The following is a 27,000-nucleotide window of genomic DNA, read 5'->3' as shown; positions in this document are numbered from 1 at the left end:
ATGAAAACACTATTTATTTACGCGATCCGTTTTTATCAGCGTTTCATTTCGCCACTGACACCGCCTTCGTGTCGTTTTTATCCAACATGTTCCAATTATACATTAGAAGCGATACAAGTTCACGGTGCACTTAAAGGAAGTTGGCTCGGTTTGAAACGCATTTTAAAATGTCATCCGCTTCATAAAGGCGGTTTTGATCCTGTACCGTTAAAAAAATCAACGCATCATCATAACGGTAATAATAAAGACTGATTCACTACGGGCGGTTCGAAATATAACTGTCCGTTGTGCAACCGGCCTGAATTGTTTGTCACATCTTGTTCAAAATAAAACCCTTCCGGCGTCACATCTCCTGCATAATCGCCCCATTGACTCAGCCAAGCTGTAAAATAGCGACTTAACCCACATTCATACATTCCGCCAATAACGACGTGGATCCGATTACTTTGCAACACGTGCATTGCTTCTAACACACGATCTATCCCACCTAAACGAAATGGTTTGAGTACGACGGTTTTGATATCCGGGTTTTGGGTGAGCTGTTCGATTGTTGTAAGACGTGTCGCCTGTTCATCGAGTGCAATCGATGGTAAATGGCTATAATCCTTTTGCACATCTAATGTTTCAAATGGTTCTTCAATAAACGCAAGATACGGTTTTAATCGCTTTAACGTCTTAGTATCGGCTTCAGTTAACGTTTGATTTGCATCCGTCGAAATCGGAATATCCGGATACATCGTCGCTAACATTTTCACTTGATCTAGCATTTGTGATGTCCATTTAATTTTAATCCGCCCAACACCATCGAGTCGCATCATCCGTTGCGTAAAGTCACCATTAATCGTCAGCGTCATTGGCACGTGAAACGATTCGAGGTTGTGAAACATTTGATACAACGCCATCATCACTGTCGCACGAGCAGCCGGGTAAGGATTTAACGTTGCCACACACTGTTGCGCCTCTTCAAATGACTTCAGATCAAGGCCACGTACACCTTCAAACCACACCTTTAAGACATGCATCACATCGTTAATCGTCTCGTGATGATACCAAGCTGTGTCGAACGCATTACATTCACCAAACCATGCTTGCTGCTGATCATTCGTCCATTTCACAAACAGTGTTTTTCGATGGGTCATGGTCACTTTCGGCGTACGAATCGGATGGGTAAATGACGGTTCATAAAGATAAAATTGCATGTCAGTTAATCGCATGGTCATCCCTCATTTAATATCCGTCTTTGAAGTTTTCCAGTACTTGTATAAGGTAGTGCCTTCACAAAATAAATGTGCACAGGTAATTTATATTTCGCTAGACGGGCTTCAAGAAACGCTTCCATATCTGATACCCATTGCTTTGCGACAACATATAAAATCGGACGTTGCCCCCATGCCGAATCCGTAATACTTGTACACATCGCATCAGCAATCAACGGATGTGACTTTGCGACAGACTCAATTTCATATGGATAAATATTCTCTCCGCCACTAATAATCAAATCTTTACGACGATCATAAATCACAACGTCTCCATGTTCATCGACACTCGCAATATCCCCAGTTTTGAAATAACCCTCTTCATCAAACACATGGTTCATATTTTCAGGATACAAATAACCTTGCATCACGTTTCCACCTTTAACATAGAGTTCGCCGTGACCATTAGCGTCTGGAGAAACGACTTTAAGTGCAATGTCCGAACTGGCATGGCCTACTGTATTCGGATTGCGTTGTAACATCATCGGATCCGCAGTTAAAAATTGTGAGCATGTTTCTGTCATCCCAAACGAATTATAAATAGGTAAATGTCGGTCTAACGCTTGACGAATAAACTGTCCGTCGAGTTTTGCGCCACCTAACAGCACTTTCTCCAATTGATAAGGTTGATCCAAACCTTGTTCCATCAGGCGCATTAACGTAATTGGCACTAACGATACGTGGGTAATCCCTTCAGTTCGAAATAGTTCCATCACAGTCTCCGTATTGAATTTTTCGAGTAAAAAGACTGTAAATCCATATTGAACGCTTCTCAATAAAATACTTAATCCCGAAATATGATAAATCGGCAAGACTGCCAACCACTTGGAATCATGAGAGAAACCTAAACTTTCCCGACATGACGCCGCACTCATTCGATGGTTCTCAAACGTCTGTGGTACTGCTTTTTGCGGACCTGTCGTCCCAGATGTAAACATAATCGAAGCAATCTTTTGTGGGTCAAATGTAAACGTGTCGACTGCCATATTTAAATTCGTCGATGGCATTTCAAGATCATCAGATTGTATGACACGGGTAGATGTATTTAATGTTTGTGACGCGGCTGTACTCACAATGACATCGACACCAATCGACGCCATTTGACGATCAATTTCAAATGGTGTTAAACGATTATTGATGAGTGCGATTTCGATATCATACAACCATGCACCGTGAATTAAAACTGCCGCTTCCAATGTATTATCTAAATATAAACCGAGGCGCGTACGTTGTAACTGTTTGAGTTGCGCGCCTTTTAATGTTGCTCGGTCCAATAACGATTGAAATGTGATTGTTGCATTTATCGTCTGGATTGCGATCTTGTTTGGATGCTGTTTGGCTTGTTGAACGAGCCAGTGTTCCATATGTGTCCCCCCAAAAACAAAGATTCATTATATCTATTATAGACCTTATCCTATAAACTTGCATCGTATAAAATTGAGTAATCAAATTGACATAAAAAAACAACGATGCTTCACCACTTGAGTAAAGTCGTTGTTCACAATTAGAATCAAAGTCATTCAGTTGTTCAATGCCAACATTACATTTCCTTTTGCAATCGCATTTTCGTTTCGTATAACTGTTCGATATATTTAAATTTTTCCTCTTTGGACAATTGTTCATTATCAATAATCTGAAATATTTCGGATTTACGTTGTTGCATTGACAAGCGATATTGTTTCAATTGATAAAGTGTCTCATAATCTTTCAAAGTCAAATATTTATGGATATGTATCGTTTGGCAATTCGGATGATTGTAATACGTAGATGTCGTAATACATAAGTCAAAGTTTTGAGACAACAACGTCGCTTCTCGTTCAGAATATGGCCCATGAAAATGTCCAATCGGCAACAAGTCGTTTAATTTCGTATACAAAATACGTTGTTCCACTTTAGAAATATTCGTCACGACGACAATGTCCATATGATGTTCGGGCGTTTGATGTTCAACATATAAGGATTGAATCGCATAAGCAAACTCTGATAAATCCGACACACTTAAAGGTCTTCTAAATTTTTGTCGAAACTGCTGTGTTTGGGCCAGTTGTTCCATAATTTGCGCGGTTAATTTTGACCAATTGTTAATTTCTTTATCCATTGCCCCAGTCACATTACAACGATCTGCATAACCAAAAAACTGTCTGTAATACACGACCTTTACCAGCGTCTGAATCAGCTCGACAAAGACAGCTCTATCATTAAAATGAATTGCGGTTTGACGTTCAAATGCATCAATAAACATCTCACTAATGCACATCAAATCTTTAAAACTTTCACTATCATAATAAAAATCATAATCTTTACTAATACAGAGCAGTTGAATCGCAATAAAATGAATCTCAGTTGCTATCGTCGGCATATGCGTCTTTAATTTGTCGACTAACTGTTGGCTAATATAATATTCTAAACGTTTCTCTATCATTTGACGTTGATGAATTTCCAATGCAATCGGTCGCTCTGAGTGAAAAGTAAGCGTTATAAACAAACAGCGACATAAAATTCGTTTATTTGATAACGATATTTTTTTGTGTAACATATGTTCATACTGATCAAAAGCACGATAAAATTCATATTCAAATGACTGATATTGATGAATGAGACACGCTTCTTGATTAAAGGTCAGCATATTTTCAAATAGCGCATGATAATCTTCAATTTCGATCATTTTAATCATTTCATAAATGACATTGCGTTCAAAATTCACAGCTGTATCGACGTAATAGCCTTGCTTTTTATCATTTAAAAGAGGGATTTGATAGCGCGCCAACCATTTTTTCACTTCATTCAAATCACTAATGACGGTATTTTTGCTCACATCAAAATAGTCTTCAAACGTTTTCACTCTGAGCACTTTTTGACTTAACAAAATGGCGGATGCTATCAAAATAATACGTTCTTCCCTCTTAAAAATGTAATTCGTCGTGGATGCTTTATGATGAAAATATGTTTCAATCACCGTAGACTGCAACGGTTCAATATAAAAGTATCCTTCGTCATCTTTTGATATCGGGGACATGTCTGACAACTTTAAAATGTCGTTCAATTTGTTAATATAGTAATAAATCATACGTCGCGATACACCAATGGCCTTCGCAGTTTGACTCACACTTTTAAACTTTTGTCGCTTTTTAAAGTAATCTAAAAAGCACAACAATTTTTTATCGAAATCAACCATCAGAAACCACACTTCCTTCAATATCATCAGACTTTATATGTGTAAAGGAATGACTTACGTGTTTTATTGACCGTAATAAGCCGTCGCACCATGTTTTCTAAAATAATGTTTGTCTAATAGAAATCCATCTATTGTATTCATATCTTGCTTTAACAATTCAGATTTCATTGCCATTTCAGCAACTTCTTCTAAAATAATCGTATGCTCTACCGCTTTTTTCAAAGATGTACCAAAGATAAATGGACCATGTTGATTCACAATCACTGCTGGAATCGCAACCGGATCAATTTGTCTTTGTTCAAATGTTTCTACGATGACTTTGCCTGTATTCAACTCATAATCCGTCGCTACTTCTGCTTCAGTCAAACTTCTTGTACACGGTACCGGTCCATAAAACGTATCTGCATGTGTCGTGCCATATGCCGGAATATCACGACCCGCTTGTGCATAAGCCACCGCATGTAACGAATGGGTGTGGACGATACTTTGAACATTATCCATCTGTTGATATAAGTAGACATGTGTTGCCAAATCTGACGACGGCTTTAATTGATTATCAAAAGGTTTCCCGTCTAAATCAGTGATCACCATATCTTCAGGTCTCATTTTAGAATACGGCACACCGCTTGGTTTAATACAGATGATGCCTTTGTCACGGTCAATCACACTCACATTTCCCCAAGTCAATTTTACCAAATTATTTTTAGGTAATTGCATATTCGCTTCATAAACATGTTGTTTGATAATTGCATCATTCATGTTGATATGCACCACTCTCTTTTAATTGTTCCATAATAAAAGTTTTAGCTTTTTGAATTTCTGCTAATGGCTCAGCAGCATTTTCTGACCACATTTCAATTAAAAATGGTCCGTGATAATCGATAGCCTCTAGCTCACGAAACGCATTCACAAAATCAACACAACCTTCTCCAAAAGGGACATTTTTAAACTGACCTTCGAAAGTTTCCGTCACTGCACGCGTATCTTTCAAATGAACTGCAACAATTTCATGCGCCGCTAATGCTAATTCTTTTTTCACATCGTTTTCAGGCCACGCTGACAAATTCCCGATATCTGGATACACTTTCAATAACGGATGTTGAATTTCGTCTTTAATCGCCATGTATTTCGTTAAACTCGACATAAATGGGTCGTCCATAATTTCGATTGCGAGAATGATTTGCTTTTCCGCAGCTATTTTTAACGCTTCACGTACACCTTCGATAAACAAACGTCTTGAAGATGCTGTTTTCGTCTCATAATACACATCATAGCCTGCTAACTGAATCACACGAATGCCGAGTTGATGTGCCAGTTGAACAGCTTTTTTCATGATAACCATTGCAACTTCACGCTTAGATGCATCAGCTGAACCGAATGGAAAACGGCGGTGGCCACTTAAACACATACTTTGAATCGCAACACCGGTGTCGAGTTGCGCCTTCACAATACTGTTAATTTTATCTTGTCCCCAGTCTAAACGTGCCAACCGGTGATTCGTTTCATCAATCGACAACTCAAAAAATTGAAATCCCAAATCCGCAGCCATTTTTAATTGGTCTTCAATGTCGACTTGATTGGGCAATGCTTTTTCATATATGCCTAAATACACCATTATCCAAACACCCTTTGAATTTCCGCTTTAAAGTCTAAAGCCGCTTGGTGTGGTGAGTCTGCTTCTCTTAAACTACGACCTGCTATAAAGGCATACACATCTAAACCTTTAAACTTTTCAATCGTGTCGAGTTCTAATCCACCCGTTACCGAAACTTTAAAGCCCATCTCAATCAGTCGACGAATTTTATCCAAGTCTGCATCCGACCACGAGCCACCTGCTAACAATGCATCTCGACTTTGGTGATAGACAACTTGTTGAATATCATTGTCCAACCATTGTTGTGCTTGTTCAAATGTCCAGTCGCCATATAGTTCAACTTGTAAGTCATCCATCACTTTGCGTGCAGCCACCATAGTCGGTAGCGTTGCGGAACAAATGACCGTCATCCAGTTTGCACCGGCATCTTTACAGTTTTGCGCGACCGTTTTACCTGCATCAGCACATTTCGTATCCGCAAGTATACACTTATCAGGATACAGTGCACGCATCACTTCAATGGCAGCCTTTCCTTCTTGTAAACATAAAATTGTTCCTACTTCTACAACATCAACGACATCACCAAGTTGTTGAATGGTTGTAATTGCATCTGGAATGTTTTGATTATCTAAAGCAATTTGTAATAACGGTAATCCCATTGCTAGACCTCCAATGTTATATATATTGACTCATGTCAGCTTGATCAATAATGGCGAATACCTCTTCAACCGAAGTCGCCGAAGTTAATTTTTCAATAATGTTCTCAATTTCAAAAACCGCAACGATTTGAGGTATCGCAATACTTGTATGAATTTCTGCAGACGTCGCCGCTAGTACGACAAACACTTGTGCAGGCTTGCCATCCGAAAATGGAACCGGCGTATCAAATGTGACTAATGAAAAGGCATTTCTGTTCACACCATCTTCAGGACGTGCATGTGGCATTGCCATCCCTTCCATTAACAAGTAATACGGCCCATAGTGATGCGTACTTTTAATAATGGCATCCACATATTCTAGTTTCACCGCTTCACTTTCAACTAATGGACGCGTGGCGATACGGACAGCTTCTTCCCAAGAGTCCGCATGTTGATTTAACAAAACCGATTTTTCTGTAATTAAGCTTTCTTTAAACGATAACATCATGAATCACCTTTAAATGACAGTTTTTAAGTTCTCTTTAATTTCTTGATCATCCATTAAATTTTCTAAACCGAGCAATTTGCTAGAAGTACGCCCTTCTAACTCGTGAATCAAATGTTTGCTCGCAAATACAACATCGTAACTACTGGCTTGAGATTTCGCTTCACCAACACTGCAATAATCAACAACAAAATCACTCACGTTTAATTCGCGTAAACATTTTTCAATTTTCATCTTAATGACCATCGAACTTCCCATACCATTACCGCAAGCTGCTAAAATTTTTAACATGATATTTCCCTCATTTCTTCATCTTATTCGAATCCTGTATCATATGCTGCTTTATCTTTAGCGCGACGATATTGCAACTGTGGAATGATTAATAAGATAATGACAATCGCCACGTAACCAATCAAACCAAAATGTTGCATCAACGCACCGAAACCTGGCCAAATTAATTCAAAGTCGATATTGCCATGCCATCCGCCAAATTTGTACAGTTGGAAAATGACTACAGCAACGGCACCAATCGCCACTTGTAAGACCCCTGAAACAAATGAACAAACCATTGCTGCACGGGTTCCGCCGACTTTATTCGCAAACACTGCAATTGTGGCATTGTCAAAGAACACTGGAACGAATCCGGTAATAATTAACACTGGTGAATGGAACACTAAGAGACCGAGAATCGTTAAGAATTGACCAATCGAACCAAAAATAAAACCAAATAAAATCGCATTTTGAGGTGTAAAGTTATAAGATGCGGCACAGTCAACAGCTGGTAGTGAACCTGGTAAAATTTTGTTAGAAATACCTTGGAAAGACTGTGTTAACTCGGTAACGAACATTCGTACACCCATCATTAAAATAGCCAGATACACTGCAAACGATAACGAACTTGAAACGACATATGTCATAAAAGATAACGTTTCTGGGAACTTTTTAGGATCTAAGTGACGTAAAAAGTCTTCACCGAGGATGAATAAAATCGTACCGAAGAACAAGAGCATTAATGTTCCTGTTGCAACGATATTATCATGGAAAATAGACAACCATTTCGGCAGTTTAATATTGTCCAAGTTCTTCTCTTTATTACCAATCTTAGGCGCAATTTTATCCACTAACCAAATCGCAAACATTTGTTGGTGACCAATCGCAAACCCTGAATGATTCGTCAAGCGTTGTGTTGGACCAACCGTTAAGTTTGAACCTACAGCCCAATATAGCCCCACAATAATACCCACTAAGATCGATCCAACAAAGTTGCGATATTCTGGAAAAGCTAAGAAAATAATCCAAGTCACCGTTGAAGCTTGTTGTACCATAATGTGTCCAGTAATAAATAAGGTTCTAATTTTCGTATATTTACGCAACAATACAACGATAATATTAAGAATAAAACCGACTAATAAAGCAAGCATCGTATAAGACGTTGTTAAACCAATCGATTTCAACGCGCCGTCAACGGCATTCAATCCAAAATACGGATCTATAACCGCTGCTTTCAAACCAAAACGTTCTCCTAATCCTGCCAAGATTGGCCGGAAAGTTACAACTAATCCCCCAGCACCTACTGCTAAAATCATGTAACCCACTGTTGCCTTAATAAAGCCCGCAAAACATTCATAAAGTTTCTTTTTCAATAATGCGTAACCGATGAATACAATAATGCCTATGAAAAATTCTGGTTTAGATAAAATGTTGTTACTAAACCACGTAAACCCATTCATAAATATTTGCATGTGATTCCCTCCTATCATGCATATGGCTTATAAAAATGATGGGAACGGTAAATCAGTATCTGTAGAGAATACATCATCAAAACCACGTGGGTAATGGTACTCTAAATCATCTTTATCTTTCGGAAATACAAATTTACCACCAACTTGCCAAATGTAAGGCTTAAATTGATACTTTAATACTTTGCGTTTAAACTCCCATAGTAATAACAACTCTTTCGGATCAGCTTGGAAATTCGTCCAAATGTCATGATGCACTGGAATGACAACATCTGCTTTTAAACTTTCCGCCATTCTCAGCATGTCGACTGACGTCACTTTATCCGTAATACCTCTTGGATTTTCACCAAATGCACCGATGACGACATTGACATCGTGTTCATTACCGTGTTTCGCAAACGTATTTGAATAATGTGAGTCACCCGCATGGTATAGTGAGCCGCCAGACGTTTTGAATAAGTAGTTCACTGCGATTTCGTCCATATCTACAGGTAACTTTCCTTTCAATGTAACAGAAGGATCTGCTGTCACAAGTGCCGTACGGTCGAACGCTTCCAACACTTGAATTTCAATACTTTTCACTTGAACAGAATCACCCGGCTTAACGACGATACAACGTTCTTCAGGCACACCCCATTTTTTCCACGTATTGACCACTTCTTGAGGACCAATAAATGGGACATCTGCATTCGTATTTTGCATCACTGCAGCCGCTGTATTGATGTCCAGATGATCTGAGTGAATATGCGTCACCACTAATGCATCCACATTTTTAATCTCAAACGGATCAATGACAAAAGGTTGCGCACGTAAATTGGGCTGTAAATTTTGACAACCACTCATTCGTTGCATCTGATGCCCTTTTTTCATTTTGCCAACTTTTTGCGTACGCTTACCCGTGCCACACCACATATCGCACAAAATATTCGTGTTTTCATGAGATTTCAACCAAATACCTGTACAACCTAACCACCACATGGCAAAAGTATTTGCTTCTACAACCTCGTTTTCTATTTCTTCGTTCAACCAAGTGCCCCATTCCGGAAATGTACTTAAAATCCACTTTTCCTTTGTTACTTCATTAATATGATTCAATATTATGCACTCCTTCCAAAGTGTGTAAACGCTTACTTGTTCTCAGTTTATGCTTATTGCGATAAAAGAAAAAGTCCAATATATGTACAAAAAACATGTACATCACTGGACTGTTCAAAATAAATAATTAAATTATACACACATTAAGACTTGACGATACGATTCAATGTTTGAGTCTTTACATCATATTGATAAATATCTGGCATTGTCATATGTTGAAACTGTACATATCCGAAACGTCCACTCGTCAGCTTATGAAAGAGCACCGCAAGTGACGTTCCATGTCCACTGATGACAATTGATTCAGCGCGTTCATGTGACAAAATATCATCCAAACTAGACACCATTCGTTGTTGCACTTGCTTGAGCGACTCTCCACCAGGCAAATAAAAATCAAAGTTGTTCCATTGTTGGATCGCATAGGTATCAAAATCATCAACCCATCGTCCTATCAAACGCTCCCTTAACCCCTCTACCATTTGAATTGGAAGTTGAAAAGTATGGGCAAGAGGTTTCACCGTTTCGATTGTACGCGCATATGGACTTGAATAAATGGCATTCACATTTTCCCCGTCAAACCAATCCACAAGACCTTTTGCTTCTTGTTGACCTTTTTTTGATAAGGGGGCCGCATCAGACTTCACTGTGTGATCCCTCGTCGCGTGTCGTATAAAATAGATTGTTTTTACCATATTCATCCTCCTTTAAAAAAGCTAGCCCTCCCATTACTTCCCTATCATGATACGCTTTAAATGAATCATTCAAAATGAACAATGGAGCTATAGACTTCTACGCATTGTTTTTCAAAATATTATTTGTTAATAAGAAAACTAAAAACATAACAACAAAAATTTTAGTCTTAGATAATGTTGTAGTCAAACGTGGGTAATACTAAGAGTTAATAAACAGTTAATATTATTGAAAACAATTCATTAGATTTAAAAAACGAACTTTATACTATAGTTTCAAAATATATGTTCGTTGTTTTTTTGCTCATAATGTTTTTTACAATGCTCACATATTGATAATAGCGCATTTTGGTTTGACCTTCAAAATGCTTTTGATTATCAATGAACGTGTTTTCAGAAAAAAATGTACAAATTGTACCTATTTCAACATAGTTTTCTCCGTTCTTTTTTTAATAAATAGTTAATTTTAAATCCTCAAAAAATATATTATTATGTAATTGCATCGAAAGTATATATAGAAAGAAAGTGGTTCTTATGGTAAAAAACAAATTATTAGCCGCAACACTCTCTATAAGCTTAGTTCTTCCACTGATGACCCCATACAGTGAAGAAGCCAAAGCCGCAAACACTATAGAAGAGATCGGCGAAGGAGCGCAAATCATTAAAAGAACAGAGGATGTGACTAGTAGAAAATGGGGTGCAACTCAAAACATTCAATTTGACTTTGTTAAAGATCCAAAATATAACAAAGATGCATTAATTATTAAAATGCAAGGATTTATTCAATCGAGAACAGCATTTACTGATGTTAAAGGAAAAGGATATGAAGCTACAAAACGAATGATTTGGCCTTTCCAATATAACATTGCTTTAAAAACAAACGATCCAAATGTTGCTTTAATTAATTATCTGCCTAAAAATAAAATTGAATCAGTAGATGTCAGTCAAACACTAGGCTATAACATTGGTGGTAATTTCAATAATTCACCATCAATTAGTGGTAAAGGTGCATTTAATTATTTAAAGAAAATCAGCTATAACCAACAAAACTATGTGAGTGAAGTCGCTCAGCAAAACTCCAAAAATATTAAATGGGAAGTTAAGGCAAATTCATTTAATACAGAAAATGGGCAATTATCTGCATATGCGACACACTTATTTGTAAGAAGTCCTATTGGTCCAAATGCAAGAGACTTTTTTGAACCTGAAAGTAACCTACCACCTTTAATTCAAAGTGGGTTTAATCCATCGTTCATAGCTACTGTATCTCACGAAAAAGATTCAGGAGACACAAGTGAATTCGAAATTGCATATGGCAGAAATATTGATATTACTTATGCAACATTCTTCCCGAGAACAGGAATCTTTGCTGAAAGACGTCATAATGCATTTGTGAATAGAAACCTTGTCACAAAATATGAGATTAACTGGAAAACACATGAAATTAAAGTAAAGGGGCATAATTAAAATGAAAATGAACAAATTTATTAAAGCCGCTACGGCAACATCTGTGGCATTTATGTTATTTTCTAATTCTGCTTATGCTGACAGTACTATTACGCCTGTATCTGAAAAAAAATTAGACGATAAAATCACTTTATATAAGACTACCGCTACCGCAGACTCAGATAAATTAAATATTTCTCAACTTTTAACATTTAACTTTATTGAAGATAAAACTTATGATAAAGATACACTAATACTTAAAGCTGCGGGGAATATTAACTCGGGGTATAAAGCCCCTAACCATAGTGATACGATTTTTTCAAGCTTCTATTGGGGGGCTAAATATAATATCCTAATCAGTACACAATCTAATGACACGGTCAATGTTGTGGATTACGCACCTAAAAATCAAAATGAGGCGTTCCAGGTTCAAAATACTTTGGGTTACTCTTTTGGCGGAGATATTAGTATCTCAAATGGTTTGTCAGGTGGAATAAATGGATCTGAATCTTTTTCAGAAACAATTAATTATAAACAAGAAAGTTACCGAACAACGATTGATAGAAGAACAAGCAACAAAACAGTGGGTTGGGGAGTTGAAGCAAATAAAATCATGAACGCTGGTTGGGGCCCTTATGGTCGTGATAGCTACCATGAAATTTATGGCAATGAATTATTCTTAGGAGGCAGACAAAGTAAGCTCAACGCCGGCCAAAACTTCTTGCCAACAAATGAGATGCCAATCTTATCAAGAGGTAATTTCAACCCTGAATTTTTAGGTGTATTGTCACATAAACCTAAAGGTAATAACATTTCAAAAATCAAAGTAATTTATCAAAGAGAAATGGATGAATACACAAATTATTGGAATGGTTTCCATTGGACAGGTGCGAACTATAAAAATCAAAACAATGCTACATTTTCATCAATTTACGAGATCAATTGGGATCAACATACAGTTAAACTCATCAAAACGCAATCTGATGAGAAAATTCCTTCAAGCTAATCATTTGATTAAACAGTAATGAGATGTATGTATATCATTAACTATTCCTTATACTCCTAGAAATAAATTTAGTTTTTCAAAAATGCTGGTTCCTGATTAGTCAAATATTCATTTGAAAATACTTTTTGAAATGCACCCTAAAAGTGAGACCGCGGTTTTCACTTTATAGGGTGTATTTTTTTAATGATACTTAAAACTCATTCCACTTTTTCTAAAATCCGTGTCTTATCAACATCTTTGATGACTTCTAAATTTTTGATTTTCCCTTTACTTTTTATTTCTTCTCCTTTTGTTTTTGCTATTGTATTAATTCATAACTGTATATTAAATCATCAAATTCATCATTACTTAATTCATCAACTAGCTGCTTCATTTCTGCTTCACCCGAGATGTAAACTCCAACAACATTTTTTGAAGTTTCTTCCTTATATCTTCCTCTAGAAAATAGTATGAAAAAGGTGCGCTTAAAAAATAAACACACCCTACTAATGAATTGGCTGTTTTATAAGTCTATCCAATTCTTTTTTATCCATCTGGCTATTTCTTCTTCCTCCAATCTTTCTATCGCTACATTAACAGTAAACTCAGTAGCTTCATTGTTATCCACATTTATCCATTTACCATTATCATCAAGAAAGATTTGTAAAGCAGCAAAAGCTGTTCTTTTATTAGCGTTTTGAAATACATGTTTCATAACTAAATTTCTAAATAAGTTGGCTGCTTTCAATTCTAATGTTGGGTAAAGTGCTTCTCCAAAGACTTCTTGCTTGGGACTTTCTACAGTCATATTCAGAGCTGTTGGTTGAATCACACCAACTGGCTCATTAGGTGAGTATATTTCAATAATATGAGTGTTTAGTAAAATTAAATCTTTCTCTGTTAAATACTTGGTCATCGCTGAACCAAATTTTTCATAGTTTTATCATATTGAGCAAATACTTTGTTTGCTTTAGCAATAACTTCTTTCTCTCTATCGACATATTTTTCTAACTCAATATTGCCATTCTCATTAATTTTAATGCTTACTTCTTCACCCACATTAATCTCAGCTTTTTCTAACAACGATTTAGGTATGCTTAAAGTTGCACTATTACCTACTTTTCTCACTTTTCTTTTTAAATCTTTCTCAATCATAGCCATAAGAATAACCTTCTTTCTTATATATTTCCTGTTACAATAATCATATACACGTATACACGTATATGTCAAATAGAAGGTTGTTATACTCTCAGGTTTCTTTTCTTCTTAATAATCTTGTTTTATCTTCCTCATTCTTAACACTATATTAGTCTAGCATCAATGCGACTCTTTTTTCCTTATATTTACAATATTAGTTATTTTATATATATTTATATTCCACTCGATTTTAGCATGTGACAGAGCACTTCATAATTTATTAATATAAATCTAACCTAAATAAACAGGCATACTTAAAAAGAAGCACACCTGTTTATAATTATTTACTTCAGGTATTTACATCTTGCGTAAGCAACGGCAAAAAGAACAGCTGCGTTTTTCGCTTTATTACGATATTTTTTACTATACTTCTCATTTCTAGCAATTTTTGCTGTTTTTTTAATGAACGGTTTATCACACTTGCACTTGCCCCAACCATATTTTTCATAACATTCATCGTGTGCCTTACAAGCTGCATCTAACTTATCTATTGGTTTTCCACCATTATTACCTTTTCCGCAATAGTTGCCATGGTACATCTTGAACTTTATTCTCAAATATTTGTCTCTAGGTCTTTCTCCAAGCTCATTTTTTGTTTCACTGAAGGCTCTGATTTCTGCTTTATCATTTTCGCTTAAATTATCTTTTTGCATTTTTCCTCGTTCGCAACAAAAAATCCTTCATCGGAAGATATGTAAGAATTATAATAATTACCTAATTTAGCTAATTCTTCAATTTCTTTGTCAATCGGTAACTCCTCGGCGTTTACAGTGTCCGTTACCATAGACATGTTAAATAATATAATTAAAGCAATCACAGTTAACAAGTCTTTTTCATAAACAACCTCCTCTTTATTTTGGTGGTATTCCAAAAAATAAGTAAAAAAATACTAATGGCATTACAACTACCAAACTCACAAGTGACAAAATAGCGCTAATAATCCACGTTTTTAAATTTTCTTTATTGAGCGCACACAATAAAAGAGAAGCAATTAATAAAGCTACTGTTGAATACCCGTAAATATTCAAAATATCCCCACCGTCATAATTTAAAAAATTGAGAGGCATCAAAATGAATATTATCAAAAATGCATTGTTGATAATATGGCATGTGTACATCAACGCACTCAAACTTTTCAACACCTTTCATAAAATTTGTGTGTTTTGCTACTTCCTCAAAATTGTAAACAATATATCATTTTTGTATTACAATCCTAAAATAAGTTTATCAATATCATACAAATAATTCGACATATTCTCGAAAAAATATTTATATTCTTTAATAAAAAATATATGAAAATAACCCATTAACTCATTTTCTGTAATGACTCATAACAATGTTTTAACAATTGGTACATTGTTGCATTACTGTATACTAATATATAAAACATATTCTCTTACCCAACGAGAACAAATGTTCTACAATGTGTGTAAGGTGACAAAATGATTGATAAAAACTTACCTGAAGAATATCAGCATATAACTGATTATCGTAAAATACCCTCGAGTAAATCAAGCTTATCTGTTGATAATTCTACTTTTCTAGCATTTTTTCGCATTATAATCACCTTCACTATTGAAATATAGTAATGTGCAAAATAAAAAGGTTTATACCACACACCATGAACAACGTAGTAGAGTAGTATAAACCCTGTCAAATCTTTACGGAGAGCAAGAGCTAGTGGATTGCTGAACTGACCCCTGTTTTTAACATTTTTTTGGTCACATAGCGCTTTATTTTTGTAGATATACTTTTGAATTGCAACTCCCCTATTCATTACGCCTAATCAATACTTTTCTGCGACTTAAAACTATACTTTTTATCCTTGTGACTAAATGATACAAACCTTGTGACTAAATTCGCGGTTTTTATGACTGCCATTAGCCACATTGTGACCAAAAATTTTAAAAACTAAGTTTAGTATAGTTAAATTTTGTTTTCTATGTATTTAATGAAGTAGTCTCAAACCCTTGATATGACAGCGTTTTGAGATTATATGTAAAAAGAGAGCCGAAAAAGTAGTTTAAACTTTTTCGGCTCATTACGGAGAGCAAGGGATTCGAACCCTCGAGACGCTTGTGGCGCCTACACACTTTCCAGGCGTGCTCCTTCGGCCAACTCGGACAACTCTCCACCTTATAAAATATAAAAAATCAGAAGCGATATTTCACTTCTGATTATATGACCCCTACGGGACTCGAACCCGTGTTACCGCCGTGAAAGGGCGGTGTCTTAACCGCTTGACCAAGGGGCCATGGCTCCACAGGTAGGACTCGAACCTACGACCGATCGGTTAACAGCCGATAGCTCTACCACTGAGCTACTGTGGAATAACAATGGAGCGGGTGATGGGAATCGAACCCACAACATCAGCTTGGAAGGCTGAGGTTTTGCCATTAAACTACACCCGCATGAAAAATAAACGATATAGGCGGTTGATGGGAATCGAACCCACGAATGTCGGAACCACAATCCGATGCGTTAACCACTTCGCCACAACCGCCGTGATTTAAGAAGTGGTTCAGGACGGAATCGAACCGCCGACACAAGGATTTTCAGTCCTTTGCTCTACCGACTGAGCTACTGAACCATTTTAATAATGGCGGTCCCGACGGGAATCGAACCCGCGATCTCCTGCGTGACAGGCAGGCGTGTTAAACCGCTCCACTACGGGACCACTTATAAAAATTGCGGGAGGCGGATTTGAACCACCGACCTTCGGGTTATGAGCCCGACGAGCTACCGAACTGCTCCATCCCGCGATAATAGTATTTGTAAATCACTTACTTAATTATCATAACAAACTATCAATCTAATGTCAACAATTTTTTAATTTTTTTAAAATAAAAATTTCTAATTAAAAAAGTTGTGATGACTCCTACGGGACTCGAACCCGTGTTACCGCCGTGAAAGGGCGGTGTCTTAACCGCTTGACCAAGGAGCCAAATCATTAGAACTGTAAAGGACTTTTTAAGTATATATTTAACTATTAAAAACGTCAACATGTTATCATTAAAAATATGTGTAATTTAAATACTTTTTGGCAAAAAAAATACCTAAAGTGATGAATTAACTTCCCTCTTCTCTGTCACACAAGTTAAAATCAGCACTTAAACAACTACAAAAAAAGACTCTCAAGGTGAAAGGAGGACCTTGAGAGTAAATGGAATCTTAAACATGATTAGGAGAATACAAATATTATGTAGAATTGTATCCTACACCTATATTATATTTAGGTTAGCCTAAAAAATCAAGCAAATTACTATATATTTACGAATTCGTCATATTTTAATCGAAGTTTTTTAATATTTTATTTTTCAAAAACAAGAAAGTATCATAGCCATCTTTTTCAATAAAATGGCCCCCCTCTTCTTGTAAATAAAATTTAGCATCAAGTGCCTCACACAGTTCAGCTGTTAACGTATATGGCACGATGTCATCTGTTTTAGAAGCAATCCCAAAACGTTTAATGATCTTATGTTTAAGCTGTTCGAAATCGATATCTTGTTCAATAAAGGCATCCAAAGTTTCTATGCCTTCTAACTTATCTTTGAAGCCAGAAACCATCGCAATGCCCCCTACCTTTGATACATCGATATCGTTTAAAAATTTCAAGGTTGTAATGACGCCCAAACTATGTGCAACGAAAATAGTATCTGCATCGACTTTAGGAATCGTTTGATGCATGTATGTGAGCCATTCTTTGACATTGGGTTCATGTGAATGAGGTAAATTGAGCACTTCTACATCATGTCCCTCAATTTCAAGTGTTTGCTTTAACCATGGAAACCAATGCTTTGATGCATCGGCTTGGTAACCATGCACAATATATAGCTTTGTCACGATACAAAACGCCTTCTTTCTATAGATTCAACACTATTATCATATCATAAATCAATATATCCATTTGAAAACATAAATTTTTAAAAACGTCAAATAATAGAGTGCTATCACAAAACTTTAAAAATTATGTTCAAATTTGAGTTAAGTTATACCGAAAGACCGTCAAATGCTTTTATACATATTAAACAATGTGGTGAGTCACCATCCGCATGAAAATGAAAAAAGCTGCAACATCTCGCAGCTTTTCTTATCATTTATCCAATTCGTGACAACAGTTGTTGGACTGCTGTTTCTGCTTGTCGAATACAGTCTGGCAATCCAACCGCTTCAAACGGTGCACCTGTAATTTGTAAATGTTGATAATTGTCACAAATATGTTGTTGTATCGCTTTAATTCGAGCAATATGACCGACATGATATTGAGGACTTGCACATGGCATTTTATTCACGATTGTAAAGTCAGGTTCGCCGTGAAATGTCATCATTTGTTGTAAGTCGTTTTTGGCGATTGCTACCAGTTCTTCATCTGTTTTTTCATTGACGATGTTATCACCTTGTTTGCCGACATATGCGCGAATAAGTACTTTGCCTTCTGGTGTCGTATGTGGCCATTTTTTAGTAGTCCATGTACACGCAGTAATATCCGTTGTACTCGTTCTCGCAATTACAAATCCTGTACCGTCATACGTATTTTCAATATTGGCTTCATCAAACGCAAAGACAATCGTAGCGACAGACGATGCTTCTAATTCTGAAAAATAATCAAATATCGGATCAGTACTAAACCACTCTCTAAACACTTGATGTGGCGTTGCGACAATAACACCATCATAAAATGTACGCGATTCGTCATTTAACTCAACGAAATAACCTTTTTGTGTGCCAATTAAATCATGCACGGGTGTTTTATAATGAAATGTCACATCATGCGCTTTAAGCCATTGTTCAAGTTTGTTCACAAAGTCATTCAAACCATGTCTGAATTGCTTAAATTGTCCTTGTGGGCCCTGTTGATTGTGCTGTGCCTGTTGTTGCCTTTCTTTTTTGACATGCTGCATCCCTTTAATGATACTGCCGTGTTCTTCCTCTAATGCTTTAAAGTTTGGAAACGTACTCATCAAACTCAATTGATCAATGTCTGTGCCATATATCCCACTGAGTAAAGGTTCAATTAAATTTTCGAGTACCTCATCACCCAAGCGCGTTCTGAAAAATTCTCCTACCGACATGTCTTCGTTTTCCATCTCAATCGGTTTCATCGTTAAGTCTTTTAATGCACGGAACTTCCCCTTCATTGAGATTAGTTTCGTCGACATAAACGGCTTCAAATCTGTTGGAACACCTAGAATTGCGCCACCAGGAATTGGATATAACGTATCATCGGCAAAAATATAAGACTGACCCGTTTCATTCGTCACGATATCATCATCTGTCATCCCTACCGCTTTGGCCACTTCAGTCATTATCGTTTTGCGACCTAAATAAGATTCGGGGCCGAGTTCAATCGTATAGCCATCGCGTTGTACCGTTTTAATTTTGCCACCAGGTCGCTCTGTTGCTTCATAAATCGTTACATTCACATGCGGGTACATTTGTTTAATAAAGTATGCGCTCGATAAACCTGTTATACCCGCACCAATGATTGCTACATTTGTCATGTTTCTCACGCTTTCGGAAAAGTTTTTGTAATTTCACTCACAATTGCACCGATAAACAATGGATGTGTGTCAGGCATAGGTGGGCGATGATAAGTTGCGCCGACTGCATCACAAACCACTTTACACTCGTAATCGTTGTCATATAACACTTCTAAATGTTCTGCAACAAAACCAACTGGTGTATAAATGAAATGTTGGTATCCTTTTTGTTCGAATAAGTCACGCGTTAAATCTTGAACATCAGGCCCTAACCACGGTGTACCTGTGTTACCTTCTGATTGCCAACCCACTGCAACATTTTCAATTACTGACTGTTCTTGAATTAAACGTGCTGTGTCTTCTAATTCAAATGGATATGGGTCATTACTTTCTTTAATCATTTTTTCAGGCAAACTGTGTGCTGATACGACGAGAACTGTTTTGGCGTGTTCTTCTTGTGGAATATTTTCTAAAGTTTCATTCACACGCATCGTCCAGTAATCGATAAATTGTTGCTGTTGATAATAATGTTGAACATGATGCAACTGAATGCCAAACGTATCAGCCTTTTCTTTAGCACGACGATTGTATGATGCTATTGAGAAATTAGAAAAATGCGGTGCTAAAACGACTGTTACTGCTTCTTTAATACCGTCTTCATTCATTTGTGTCACAGCATCTTCAATAAATGGGTGAATATGTTTCAATCCGATATACAACTTGAATTCAACATCTTCATAAGTCTCATTTAGCGCCTTCTGAATTGCTTCTGCTTGACGTTCAGTCGTTCCTGCTAACGGCGACAGCCCCCCAATCGCCTCATAGCGTGAAATGAGATCATTCAACTCTTCTTCAGATGGCTTTCTACCGTGTCTAATGTCGGTATAATACGGTTCGATGTCACTCTTTTTGTAAGGTGTCCCGTATGCCATCACTAATAATCCTATTTGTTTTTTCATCTTTTAATCCATCCTTTATATACTCGATTCTTGCAACTTAACGTTTTGTATAGTCATGTACAAATTGAGCCACACGTTTTAACGTTTCCGGTTTCACTTCAGGAAAGACCCCGTGACCTAAATTGAAAATGTGTCGTCCGTGAGCCATCCCTTGATCTAAAATCGGTTTCAAGCGTGCTTCAATGACTTCCCACGGCGCCAATAAAATACTTGGATCTAAATTGCCTTGTAATGCTTTTGAAACCCCTTTGGCACGTGCTTCATTAATCGATGTACGCCAATCTAGCCCTAAGACATCGATAGGTAAAGCATTCCATGACTCTATTAAATGGCTTGCCCCCACACCAAACATAATGACAGGGACGTTGTATGCTTTAATCCCTGTAATCAGTTTTTTCATACATGGCTTAATATAGTAGTCATAGTCTGGTTGATTCAAAGCCCCTACCCATGAATCAAACACTTGAATGAGCTGTGCACCTGCTTTTACTTGTGCACCAACATAACGAATCGACATGTCTGTCAACACGTCCATTAATTTAAACCATGTCGCTTCATCACTATACATCAGCGCTTTCGTTTGATTGTAGTTTTTAGATGGGCCACCTTCAATCATATAACTCGCTAAAGTAAATGGCGCACCTGTAAAGCCAATCAATGGGACATTTAATTTTTCTTCAGTCAATAATTTGATTGTGTCTAAAACATAAGGGACATCGCGCTCTGGATTGATTTGACCTAATGCTTCCACATCGGACATTTGTCGAATCGGATTAGCAATGACGGGTCCAATGCCAGATTTAATATCAACGTCTACACCGATTGATTTTAATGGTGTCATAATATCTTTATATAATACCGCTGCATCTGTGTCGTATTGTTCAACCGGTAGTGCAGTGACATAAGCACATAATTCTGGTTGATGTGTAATGTCAAAAAGTGAGTATTTTTCTTTTAATTTGCGATATTCTGGTTGCGAACGTCCCGCCTGTCTCATAAACCATACAGGGGTATGAGAGACTGCTTCTCCTTTAATCGCACGCAAAATTGTATCGTTTTTTGTCGTACCCATATGTTCCTCCTTAAACAACGTCATTCTTTATTAATATATCATATCGAGTCCCTCTATCATCAGTATCTGGCTCAAATGTCATAAAAATTTAAAATGTACATATGAATAAAGGATTTCGACCATGATGTCTTCCTATTTTGAAAAGGTTTTCATGCCTTAATCAATGCATATTTAAAGGATATTTGATCAATCATGTGACTTGAATAAGTCGTTCAAAAATAGTCACTTAAGTTAAGGGAGAATTAAGTATTTTTTAGTGGTGATTTAAATGAGAAAAACTTATAATAGAATGAAGCAAGGAGGAACATGCCATGAAATTTTATATCACATACGGTACTTACGGGTATTTAAATCAAATCCAACGTAACAATGAAACACATGATTTATTTATTTTTTCTGGTAACGATCAATCTGTCATGATTGAGGAGACAAATGGAGAGACAATTTTCCAACAACCTAAAAGATTCCGCGTTTTAACACGCTTAGGTTCAATTTCAAGTGATGATTTTCATGCGTTAATATCGATACCAACGACTGAAGATCATAAATATCAGTTAGAAAAGAAACTCGAGAGCTATCTTCCTCACTTAGATGAATATGAGGGTTTCAATACTTACCGATTATTAAAACCTATACAGAGCAATATTTATAAAGTATTTTTAGGATTTTCATCACGTAAAGCTTATGAAGACTACAAAAAATCTTCGGCATTCCGTGAACATTTCTCTAAAGAAGCTGTGCGTCCACTTGCAGGATCATCAAGTGCACACGCTTCATACTTAGAACAATTCTTTTATCCAATTTCAGAAGAGGAATGATAAAAAAACAGGCTGGGTGATTCCAGCCTGTTTTCTATTTAATCTTTCAATAAACTTTCTTGATATTTCAATTTTTTAATCGTACTACGGATGGTGAAATAACCGACGATAAAAAAGAAGATGATGAAATAAAACTGGGTCACATGGAGTAACACATAGACGATACTGAATAAGATACCTATGATGAGTACAGTTTGTTGTAAAAATTTTCGATAACCTTCTATCACATACAATTCTGACACCGGCCAAACTTGCGGCCATAAACTATACGCCTCTTGAGTATAAAATTGGGACATTTGTAACACAATCATATACATCACCAAACTCCCGATGACTGCATTGACCCATGGATGATTTAACCAGACCATGATGAATCCACAAATCACCACTAAACGCAATGTCATGTTTAATGCGTCTTTACCACGTAAAAAGTTACGCTTAAATAAAAATGGATAAAGTTGTGTTGAGTCAAATGGTTTCGGTGTTTTTAACATAAAATCAAGATAACGACGACGAACAGCTTGTTCTTGCATGCCTTTAACATCTGTAAACATGTTCACGAATTTATAATAGTTCATGCGATGTTGATGTGCGCGTTTAATCATGGACTCCCATGGAAACAGTTGATTGACATTCAACCTGTTCAGCAATACACATAAAGCGATGATGCCCACGACAGCGATGATAGCTGATAAGTCAAAAGCTGCCAACATGACATAGTAGCCACCTAGATTGAAAATGAAGAGAACGAGTTGAACAGACCAATTTTCAAGTCTGTAGCGGTACCATTCCCACTTTAAGCATAGCCCTACTAACGGTAAAATGATGGCTAACACAATTGTCACAATGAAGGCCGCAAAACGGTCAGGATAAACCGTGTGTATAAGTGGATAAAACACGATCAGCATTAAGATTTGTAGTGGTAACCTTGAAAAATAACTAAATATGATACTGTCACGCATATACGCTTTCATTTGACGTTCGAAAGGAAGTAAAAATAAACGGTCAGCATCTTCTAACAACGTTTTTAAAGGGAAAATGGATGTGATAGACAATACAATGGATATCCATAGTGCGTAATTGATGCCTTCAGGTACATGTTTTAACCATTGACCATATCCCAATATGAACGCACCTAATAATATGACGAGAAACACTGCAAAATGACCGTTGAAAATAAATTTATTATAGTGATTTTTTTCTTTTCGCTCAGCATTTAGACGCTCTCGAAAAAGTTGTCTCGCCGTTTTCATGAGGATTGCGCTCCTTTAGTTACATGAATGTAGATTTCATCCAACGTCGCGTGTGGCATTGCTGTTTGTTGACGTAACGCTTCCAAATCACCCATCGCGACGATTTCACCTTGATCTAATATAATAAAACGATCACAATACCGTTCAGCCGTCGCTAGAATATGTGTACTCATCAACACTGTGCGCCCTTCTTCTTTTTTAGATGCCATCAAATCCAGCATCGACTGTATGCCAATCGGATCAAGACCTAAAAATGGCTCGTCTATAATATAAAAATCCGGTTCTACAATAAACGCGCAAATAATCATTACTTTTTGCTTCATCCCTTTTGAAAAGTGGCTCGGAAAAATGTGTAATTGATCTTCTAAGCGAAACGTCTTCAATAAAGGCATCGCACGTTCCATCGCTGTATCGTAGTCAATACTATACGCCATCGCTGTCATTTCAATGTGTTCTTTTAACGTCAATGCATCGTAAATGACAGGTGCTTCTGGAATATAGGATAAATGTTGTCGATAGGCATGTATATCCTCTTTAATATTAATGCCTGAAATCGACATGTCACCTTCTGTCGGCGTCAATAATCCTAAAATATGTTTAATTGTAGTACTTTTACCTGCACCATTTAAGCCGATTAAACCGACAATTTCTCCATCCGTAAGTTCAAAATTTATATTTTTAATGACAGGCTTTTTACCATAACCGCCCGTTAAATTTTTAATTTGTACAGTCATTGATCTGCACCTCCATAACTGTTATTGTATCAAAAATACGATTGCCATTGCTATTTAATAGACATTTGATAATATCGTTACATGAACAGTCACACGTGCTATAATAAAACTAAATGAAGAAATGAGGGAATCTATATGAGTGAAACGATATTCTCAAAGATTATTGACGGCGATATTCCAAGTTTTAAAGTTTACGAAAATGATGATGTCTATGCATTTTTAGATATTTCTCAAGTTTCTAAAGGCCATACATTACTCATTCCTAAAAAGCCGTCACCAAATATTTATGAAACAGATGCTGAAACGATGAAACATATCGGAGAAGCATTGCCGATTGTGGCGAATGCGATTAAAAAAGCATTTAACCCAGACGGCTTAAATATCATTCAAAACAATGGTGAATATGCATCACAATCTGTTTTCCATATTCATTTTCATTTGATTCCGCGTTATGAAAATGACATCGATGGATTCGGTTATCATTGGGAAACAAATGAATCTCGAATTGATGATGCACAAAAGGCAGACATTGCAGCTCAAATTGCTTCAAACATCGAATAAGATTAAATCATACTGAAACCGCATATTTTATATACAAATGGGTATATATAAAAGAAAATTGTCCGAGGAGGAAAATTATGAAAATCGTTCGAATGACATTAGGCGTTGTTGCTGGTGTGGCAACAGGTTTAGGTGTGGCTTTAGTGGCGAGAGATGGTCAAACACGTATCGCCAATCCAAAAGCGGCACGACCTAAAACTGAACTTGAACTTGAAGTCGATACGATGAAAAATAGTATCCATGATATTAAACGTTATATCGCTCAAATTAAAAATGAAAGCCAAAGTTTTGCTGGCTCAATTGGTGATGAAGTGAAAACGATGATTGGTGAATTTAAAGCTGACATCGATCCAAATATTAAACAACTTCAATCACATATTGAAAATCTACAAAATCGTGGCGAAGAAATGACAAATTTTCCAACAAAAAAATAACTTTTTAGTGTTTGAAAGAACTTTATTCGATATAATGACGTTAAAGCATGGTACAATACAGTATCATGCTTTTTTATAGTCTAAGAAAGGAGTCTAGTATTATGAATGACAGACAATCACAAATTGAGGGAATGCTTTACACACATAAAATTGCCATGTTATCTAAAGTTCTATGGAAAAATGCCGAAAGTGATTGGCAACGTTGGTTAAAAAAATCGGGTATCGCCATGAATGAGCATCTGATTTTATTAACACTTTACGCTTTTGGTCGCGCAACTATTTCAGATATTTCTAAATACGGGGTGATGCACGTTTCAACTGCATACAATTTTGCAAAACGCCTAGAACAACAAGCATTGCTGAACATGGAAAAAGATCACAACGATAAGAGGAATACGTACATTACTTTAACGGATAAAGGTAAAGCTTTAGTAGATGAAATTTTCGAACAATATGATGAAACACAAAATAAAATCTACAATGCTTCAAAAGATTTCCAAACTGAAATGTTCCACCTTCCAAGCTTTAGTGATGTGCATTATCTCGTTGCTAAATTGCATGGTAAAGACTTTATAAATGACGTGAATTTATGTCAAAGTCATATTCGAGAAAATTTGCTTGACGAACAGTAATTTCAGGTAGATAATACGTTATATTACTGATAGCAAAGGAGCTTGTAAATGTTAAACTGTTTGCGTTCAATTGATGTCCATTCAAGATTTGGTTTACCTCGTATTGCTTTTATAAGTTTTGTAACGGTTGTTATCACATTTTTTGTAAGTTTTGAAATGTTTCATTATTATTCTGATGTACCATTTACAGATCAAAACTTTCTATTGTTTATTGTCTTAATGTTATTTTTATATCCCGTTCACAAACTTATTCATATTCTGACGGTATTGCCTTACTTGAAATATTTAAGAGCTCACAAGTTATTACGTCAATCGTGGTTGCCACTATACAATATTTATCTTGACCGTCCAATACGCAAGTCTTATTTTTGTATATGTCTCATGATGCCACTGATTGTGATTACCATCATTTGTATTCTTGTAGCACACGCAAACCCGGAGTATGGTCATTACTTTATGTTTTTATTAGCTTTAAATGCTGGCTATTCTGTGATGGACATACTCTACTTAAAAGTCATCCTTTCAGTTCGTCAAGGGCATTACGTTGAAGAACATCAAAATGGTTTCCTATTGTTAGTACACAATGAACATTCCAAGCATATTAATATCGGCTGATACATTTTCGCTTTTTGAAATGTATCAGTCTTTTTTGTTTTATCTCAATAAAAGCAACCAGACCCCCTACTTATTTGTATACTGTCTTATCAAAATTTGGCTAAAATGATTAAAAAGTGACGT

At 36.4% G+C, this 27,000-nt stretch carries 28 protein-coding genes and 9 tRNA genes; 8 read left to right on the top strand and 29 right to left on the bottom strand.

The genetic code is table 11. From position 1 onward, the window contains the following. The gene (yidD, locus tag EL101_RS05800; RefSeq protein WP_096598552.1) at positions 1-252 is read left to right on the top strand and encodes a membrane protein insertion efficiency factor YidD; all 252 of its coding nucleotides are present in this window, start codon (positions 1-3) and stop codon (positions 250-252) included. Here yidD and menC read toward each other — a convergent pair. From menC to EL101_RS05745, 11 genes are all read right to left on the bottom strand, one after another. Continuing rightward, a complete protein-coding gene (menC, locus tag EL101_RS05795; protein WP_096598550.1) occupies positions 228-1,214 on the bottom strand; it encodes an o-succinylbenzoate synthase in 987 nt (328 codons plus the stop codon). The genes yidD and menC overlap by 25 nt on opposite strands. A gap of 2 nt (positions 1,215-1,216) precedes the next feature. Next, positions 1,217-2,620, bottom strand: a complete 1,404-nt coding sequence (gene menE / locus EL101_RS05790) for an o-succinylbenzoate--CoA ligase (RefSeq protein ID WP_096598548.1) — start codon at positions 2,618-2,620, stop codon at positions 1,217-1,219. A gap of 176 nt (positions 2,621-2,796) precedes the next feature. After that, positions 2,797-4,431 (bottom strand): BglG family transcription antiterminator, encoded by a 1,635-nt coding sequence (locus EL101_RS05785; RefSeq protein WP_096598546.1) that lies wholly within the window; start codon positions 4,429-4,431, stop codon positions 2,797-2,799. Between the two features lie 63 nt (positions 4,432-4,494). Next, positions 4,495-5,190 carry an L-ribulose-5-phosphate 4-epimerase AraD gene (gene araD, locus EL101_RS05780; protein WP_096542009.1) on the bottom strand — a complete coding sequence of 232 codons (696 nt, stop codon included), beginning with the start codon at positions 5,188-5,190 and terminating at the stop codon, positions 4,495-4,497. Next, a complete protein-coding gene (locus EL101_RS05775; RefSeq protein WP_096598544.1) occupies positions 5,183-6,046 on the bottom strand; it encodes an L-ribulose-5-phosphate 3-epimerase in 864 nt (287 codons plus the stop codon). Before EL101_RS05775 ends, araD begins: the two co-directional genes overlap by 8 nt. Further along, a complete protein-coding gene (locus tag EL101_RS05770; RefSeq protein WP_019165935.1) occupies positions 6,046-6,684 on the bottom strand; it encodes a 3-keto-L-gulonate-6-phosphate decarboxylase UlaD in 639 nt (212 codons plus the stop codon). Before EL101_RS05770 ends, EL101_RS05775 begins: the two co-directional genes overlap by 1 nt. 16 nt (positions 6,685-6,700) lie before the next feature. Then, entirely contained in the window at positions 6,701-7,168 is a 468-nt protein-coding gene (locus EL101_RS05765; RefSeq protein WP_096598542.1) for a PTS sugar transporter subunit IIA, read from the bottom strand. A 12-nt stretch (positions 7,169-7,180) separates the two neighbouring features. After that, positions 7,181-7,459, bottom strand: coding sequence for a PTS sugar transporter subunit IIB (locus EL101_RS05760; protein WP_014613572.1), 279 nt, complete (start codon positions 7,457-7,459; stop codon positions 7,181-7,183). A 23-nt stretch (positions 7,460-7,482) separates the two neighbouring features. Further along, entirely contained in the window at positions 7,483-8,910 is a 1,428-nt protein-coding gene (locus EL101_RS05755; protein WP_096598540.1) for a PTS ascorbate transporter subunit IIC, read from the bottom strand. Positions 8,911-8,937: 27 nt separating this feature from the next. Continuing rightward, positions 8,938-10,002: an L-ascorbate 6-phosphate lactonase gene (ulaG, locus tag EL101_RS05750; RefSeq protein ID WP_096598538.1), complete on the bottom strand. Its 1,065-nt coding sequence runs from the start codon at positions 10,000-10,002 to the stop codon at positions 8,938-8,940. Positions 10,003-10,145: 143 nt separating this feature from the next. After that, positions 10,146-10,694: a histidine phosphatase family protein gene (locus EL101_RS05745; protein WP_096598536.1), complete on the bottom strand. Its 549-nt coding sequence runs from the start codon at positions 10,692-10,694 to the stop codon at positions 10,146-10,148. A 531-nt stretch (positions 10,695-11,225) separates the two neighbouring features. Here EL101_RS05745 and EL101_RS05740 point away from each other — a divergent pair. Then, on the top strand, positions 11,226-12,158 hold the full coding sequence (locus tag EL101_RS05740) for a leukocidin/hemolysin toxin family protein (RefSeq protein ID WP_096598534.1): 933 nt from the start codon (positions 11,226-11,228) through the stop codon (positions 12,156-12,158). Between the two features lies 1 nt (position 12,159). Beyond that, positions 12,160-13,143, top strand: coding sequence for a leukocidin/hemolysin toxin family protein (locus tag EL101_RS05735; protein ID WP_096598532.1), 984 nt, complete (start codon positions 12,160-12,162; stop codon positions 13,141-13,143). Positions 13,144-13,645: 502 nt separating this feature from the next. On the opposite strand, the gene EL101_RS05730 is transcribed toward EL101_RS05735, so the two are convergent. From EL101_RS05730 to hemE, 16 genes are all read right to left on the bottom strand, one after another. Further along, a complete protein-coding gene (locus EL101_RS05730; RefSeq protein ID WP_096598530.1) occupies positions 13,646-14,038 on the bottom strand; it encodes a type II toxin-antitoxin system death-on-curing family toxin in 393 nt (130 codons plus the stop codon). Further along, a complete protein-coding gene (locus EL101_RS05725) occupies positions 14,035-14,283 on the bottom strand; it encodes an AbrB/MazE/SpoVT family DNA-binding domain-containing protein (RefSeq protein ID WP_096541989.1) in 249 nt (82 codons plus the stop codon). The genes EL101_RS05730 and EL101_RS05725 overlap by 4 nt, the downstream gene beginning before the upstream one ends. Before the next feature lie 320 nt (positions 14,284-14,603). Continuing rightward, the gene (locus EL101_RS05720; protein ID WP_096598528.1) at positions 14,604-14,972 is read right to left on the bottom strand and encodes a phospholipase A2 family protein; all 369 of its coding nucleotides are present in this window, start codon (positions 14,970-14,972) and stop codon (positions 14,604-14,606) included. Positions 14,973-16,363: 1,391 nt separating this feature from the next. Then, positions 16,364-16,452, bottom strand: a tRNA-Ser gene (locus EL101_RS05715). Positions 16,453-16,501: 49 nt separating this feature from the next. Further along, positions 16,502-16,573: transfer RNA gene (locus EL101_RS05710), tRNA-Glu, on the bottom strand. A 1-nt stretch (position 16,574) separates the two neighbouring features. Further along, a tRNA-Asn gene (locus EL101_RS05705) sits at positions 16,575-16,649 on the bottom strand. 7 nt (positions 16,650-16,656) lie between these two features. Beyond that, positions 16,657-16,730 (bottom strand) — tRNA-Gly (locus tag EL101_RS05700). Between the two features lie 19 nt (positions 16,731-16,749). Then, positions 16,750-16,822, bottom strand: a tRNA-His gene (locus EL101_RS05695). 14 nt (positions 16,823-16,836) lie between these two features. After that, positions 16,837-16,909, bottom strand: a tRNA-Phe gene (locus EL101_RS05690). Positions 16,910-16,919: 10 nt separating this feature from the next. Then, a tRNA-Asp gene (locus EL101_RS05685) sits at positions 16,920-16,996 on the bottom strand. A gap of 11 nt (positions 16,997-17,007) precedes the next feature. Further along, positions 17,008-17,081, bottom strand: a tRNA-Met gene (locus EL101_RS05680). A gap of 110 nt (positions 17,082-17,191) precedes the next feature. Further along, positions 17,192-17,263, bottom strand: a tRNA-Glu gene (locus EL101_RS05675). 344 nt (positions 17,264-17,607) lie between these two features. Continuing rightward, entirely contained in the window at positions 17,608-18,162 is a 555-nt protein-coding gene (locus EL101_RS05670) for an RBBP9/YdeN family alpha/beta hydrolase (protein WP_096598592.1), read from the bottom strand. Between the two features lie 254 nt (positions 18,163-18,416). Then, positions 18,417-19,820, bottom strand: a complete 1,404-nt coding sequence (hemY, locus tag EL101_RS05665; protein ID WP_096598590.1) for a protoporphyrinogen oxidase — start codon at positions 19,818-19,820, stop codon at positions 18,417-18,419. 5 nt (positions 19,821-19,825) lie between these two features. Continuing rightward, positions 19,826-20,758 carry a ferrochelatase gene (gene hemH / locus EL101_RS05660; RefSeq protein ID WP_096598588.1) on the bottom strand — a complete coding sequence of 311 codons (933 nt, stop codon included), beginning with the start codon at positions 20,756-20,758 and terminating at the stop codon, positions 19,826-19,828. A gap of 37 nt (positions 20,759-20,795) precedes the next feature. Continuing rightward, on the bottom strand, positions 20,796-21,830 hold the full coding sequence (gene hemE / locus EL101_RS05655; protein ID WP_096598586.1) for a uroporphyrinogen decarboxylase: 1,035 nt from the start codon (positions 21,828-21,830) through the stop codon (positions 20,796-20,798). A 311-nt stretch (positions 21,831-22,141) separates the two neighbouring features. Between hemE and EL101_RS05650 the strand changes: the two genes are divergently transcribed. Further along, positions 22,142-22,648 (top strand): antibiotic biosynthesis monooxygenase, encoded by a 507-nt coding sequence (locus EL101_RS05650; RefSeq protein WP_096598584.1) that lies wholly within the window; start codon positions 22,142-22,144, stop codon positions 22,646-22,648. Between the two features lie 38 nt (positions 22,649-22,686). Here EL101_RS05650 and ecsB read toward each other — a convergent pair whose 3' ends face one another. Continuing rightward, positions 22,687-23,901 (bottom strand): ABC transporter permease EcsB, encoded by a 1,215-nt coding sequence (ecsB, locus tag EL101_RS05645; RefSeq protein ID WP_096598582.1) that lies wholly within the window; start codon positions 23,899-23,901, stop codon positions 22,687-22,689. Then, positions 23,898-24,635: an ABC transporter ATP-binding protein EcsA gene (gene ecsA, locus EL101_RS05640; RefSeq protein ID WP_019164991.1), complete on the bottom strand. Its 738-nt coding sequence runs from the start codon at positions 24,633-24,635 to the stop codon at positions 23,898-23,900. The genes ecsB and ecsA overlap by 4 nt, the downstream gene beginning before the upstream one ends. 135 nt (positions 24,636-24,770) lie before the next feature. Here ecsA and EL101_RS05635 point away from each other — a divergent pair, with 135 nt between their 5' ends. The 4 genes from EL101_RS05635 (at position 24,771) to EL101_RS05620 (ending at position 26,877) form a co-directional block, all read left to right on the top strand. Then, on the top strand, positions 24,771-25,196 hold the full coding sequence (locus tag EL101_RS05635; protein ID WP_096598580.1) for an HIT family protein: 426 nt from the start codon (positions 24,771-24,773) through the stop codon (positions 25,194-25,196). A gap of 77 nt (positions 25,197-25,273) precedes the next feature. Then, positions 25,274-25,630, top strand: coding sequence for a YtxH domain-containing protein (locus EL101_RS05630; protein WP_019164989.1), 357 nt, complete (start codon positions 25,274-25,276; stop codon positions 25,628-25,630). 101 nt (positions 25,631-25,731) lie between these two features. Further along, positions 25,732-26,262 (top strand): HTH-type transcriptional regulator Hpr, encoded by a 531-nt coding sequence (locus EL101_RS05625; RefSeq protein WP_096598578.1) that lies wholly within the window; start codon positions 25,732-25,734, stop codon positions 26,260-26,262. A gap of 48 nt (positions 26,263-26,310) precedes the next feature. Then, the gene (locus EL101_RS05620) at positions 26,311-26,877 is read left to right on the top strand and encodes a DUF3267 domain-containing protein (protein WP_096598576.1); all 567 of its coding nucleotides are present in this window, start codon (positions 26,311-26,313) and stop codon (positions 26,875-26,877) included. Positions 26,878-27,000 lie beyond the last annotated feature (123 nt).

Source organism: Staphylococcus delphini, assembly GCF_900636325.1.
Classification (GTDB): domain Bacteria; phylum Bacillota; class Bacilli; order Staphylococcales; family Staphylococcaceae; genus Staphylococcus; species Staphylococcus delphini.
The sequence above is the reverse complement of the archived record's forward strand: the minus strand, read 5'-3'. Positions and strand labels throughout refer to the sequence as shown.

Coding starts and splice junctions, on each gene's coding strand:
- EL101_RS05735 (WP_096598532.1), top strand. CDS start 12,160: ATGAAAATGAACAAATTTATTAAAGCCGCTACGGCAACATCTGTGGCA.
- EL101_RS05760 (WP_014613572.1), bottom strand. CDS start 7,459: ATGTTAAAAATTTTAGCAGCTTGCGGTAATGGTATGGGAAGTTCGATG.
- EL101_RS05755 (WP_096598540.1), bottom strand. CDS start 8,910: ATGCAAATATTTATGAATGGGTTTACGTGGTTTAGTAACAACATTTTA.
- EL101_RS05785 (WP_096598546.1), bottom strand. CDS start 4,431: ATGGTTGATTTCGATAAAAAATTGTTGTGCTTTTTAGATTACTTTAAA.
- EL101_RS05720 (WP_096598528.1), bottom strand. CDS start 14,972: ATGCAAAAAGATAATTTAAGCGAAAATGATAAAGCAGAAATCAGAGCC.
- ecsB (WP_096598582.1), bottom strand. CDS start 23,901: ATGAAAACGGCGAGACAACTTTTTCGAGAGCGTCTAAATGCTGAGCGA.
- EL101_RS05770 (WP_019165935.1), bottom strand. CDS start 6,684: ATGGGATTACCGTTATTACAAATTGCTTTAGATAATCAAAACATTCCA.
- EL101_RS05775 (WP_096598544.1), bottom strand. CDS start 6,046: ATGGTGTATTTAGGCATATATGAAAAAGCATTGCCCAATCAAGTCGAC.
- ecsA (WP_019164991.1), bottom strand. CDS start 24,635: ATGACTGTACAAATTAAAAATTTAACGGGCGGTTATGGTAAAAAGCCT.
- araD (WP_096542009.1), bottom strand. CDS start 5,190: ATGAATGATGCAATTATCAAACAACATGTTTATGAAGCGAATATGCAA.
- hemH (WP_096598588.1), bottom strand. CDS start 20,758: ATGAAAAAACAAATAGGATTATTAGTGATGGCATACGGGACACCTTAC.
- EL101_RS05745 (WP_096598536.1), bottom strand. CDS start 10,694: ATGGTAAAAACAATCTATTTTATACGACACGCGACGAGGGATCACACA.
- EL101_RS05620 (WP_096598576.1), top strand. CDS start 26,311: ATGTTAAACTGTTTGCGTTCAATTGATGTCCATTCAAGATTTGGTTTA.
- menE (WP_096598548.1), bottom strand. CDS start 2,620: ATGGAACACTGGCTCGTTCAACAAGCCAAACAGCATCCAAACAAGATC.
- EL101_RS05630 (WP_019164989.1), top strand. CDS start 25,274: ATGAAAATCGTTCGAATGACATTAGGCGTTGTTGCTGGTGTGGCAACA.
- EL101_RS05740 (WP_096598534.1), top strand. CDS start 11,226: ATGGTAAAAAACAAATTATTAGCCGCAACACTCTCTATAAGCTTAGTT.
- EL101_RS05765 (WP_096598542.1), bottom strand. CDS start 7,168: ATGTTATCGTTTAAAGAAAGCTTAATTACAGAAAAATCGGTTTTGTTA.
- EL101_RS05725 (WP_096541989.1), bottom strand. CDS start 14,283: ATGGCTATGATTGAGAAAGATTTAAAAAGAAAAGTGAGAAAAGTAGGT.
- EL101_RS05650 (WP_096598584.1), top strand. CDS start 22,142: ATGAAATTTTATATCACATACGGTACTTACGGGTATTTAAATCAAATC.
- EL101_RS05625 (WP_096598578.1), top strand. CDS start 25,732: ATGAATGACAGACAATCACAAATTGAGGGAATGCTTTACACACATAAA.
- hemY (WP_096598590.1), bottom strand. CDS start 19,820: ATGACAAATGTAGCAATCATTGGTGCGGGTATAACAGGTTTATCGAGC.
- menC (WP_096598550.1), bottom strand. CDS start 1,214: ATGCGATTAACTGACATGCAATTTTATCTTTATGAACCGTCATTTACC.
- EL101_RS05635 (WP_096598580.1), top strand. CDS start 24,771: ATGAGTGAAACGATATTCTCAAAGATTATTGACGGCGATATTCCAAGT.
- hemE (WP_096598586.1), bottom strand. CDS start 21,830: ATGGGTACGACAAAAAACGATACAATTTTGCGTGCGATTAAAGGAGAA.
- yidD (WP_096598552.1), top strand. CDS start 1: ATGAAAACACTATTTATTTACGCGATCCGTTTTTATCAGCGTTTCATT.
- EL101_RS05730 (WP_096598530.1), bottom strand. CDS start 14,038: ATGACCAAGTATTTAACAGAGAAAGATTTAATTTTACTAAACACTCAT.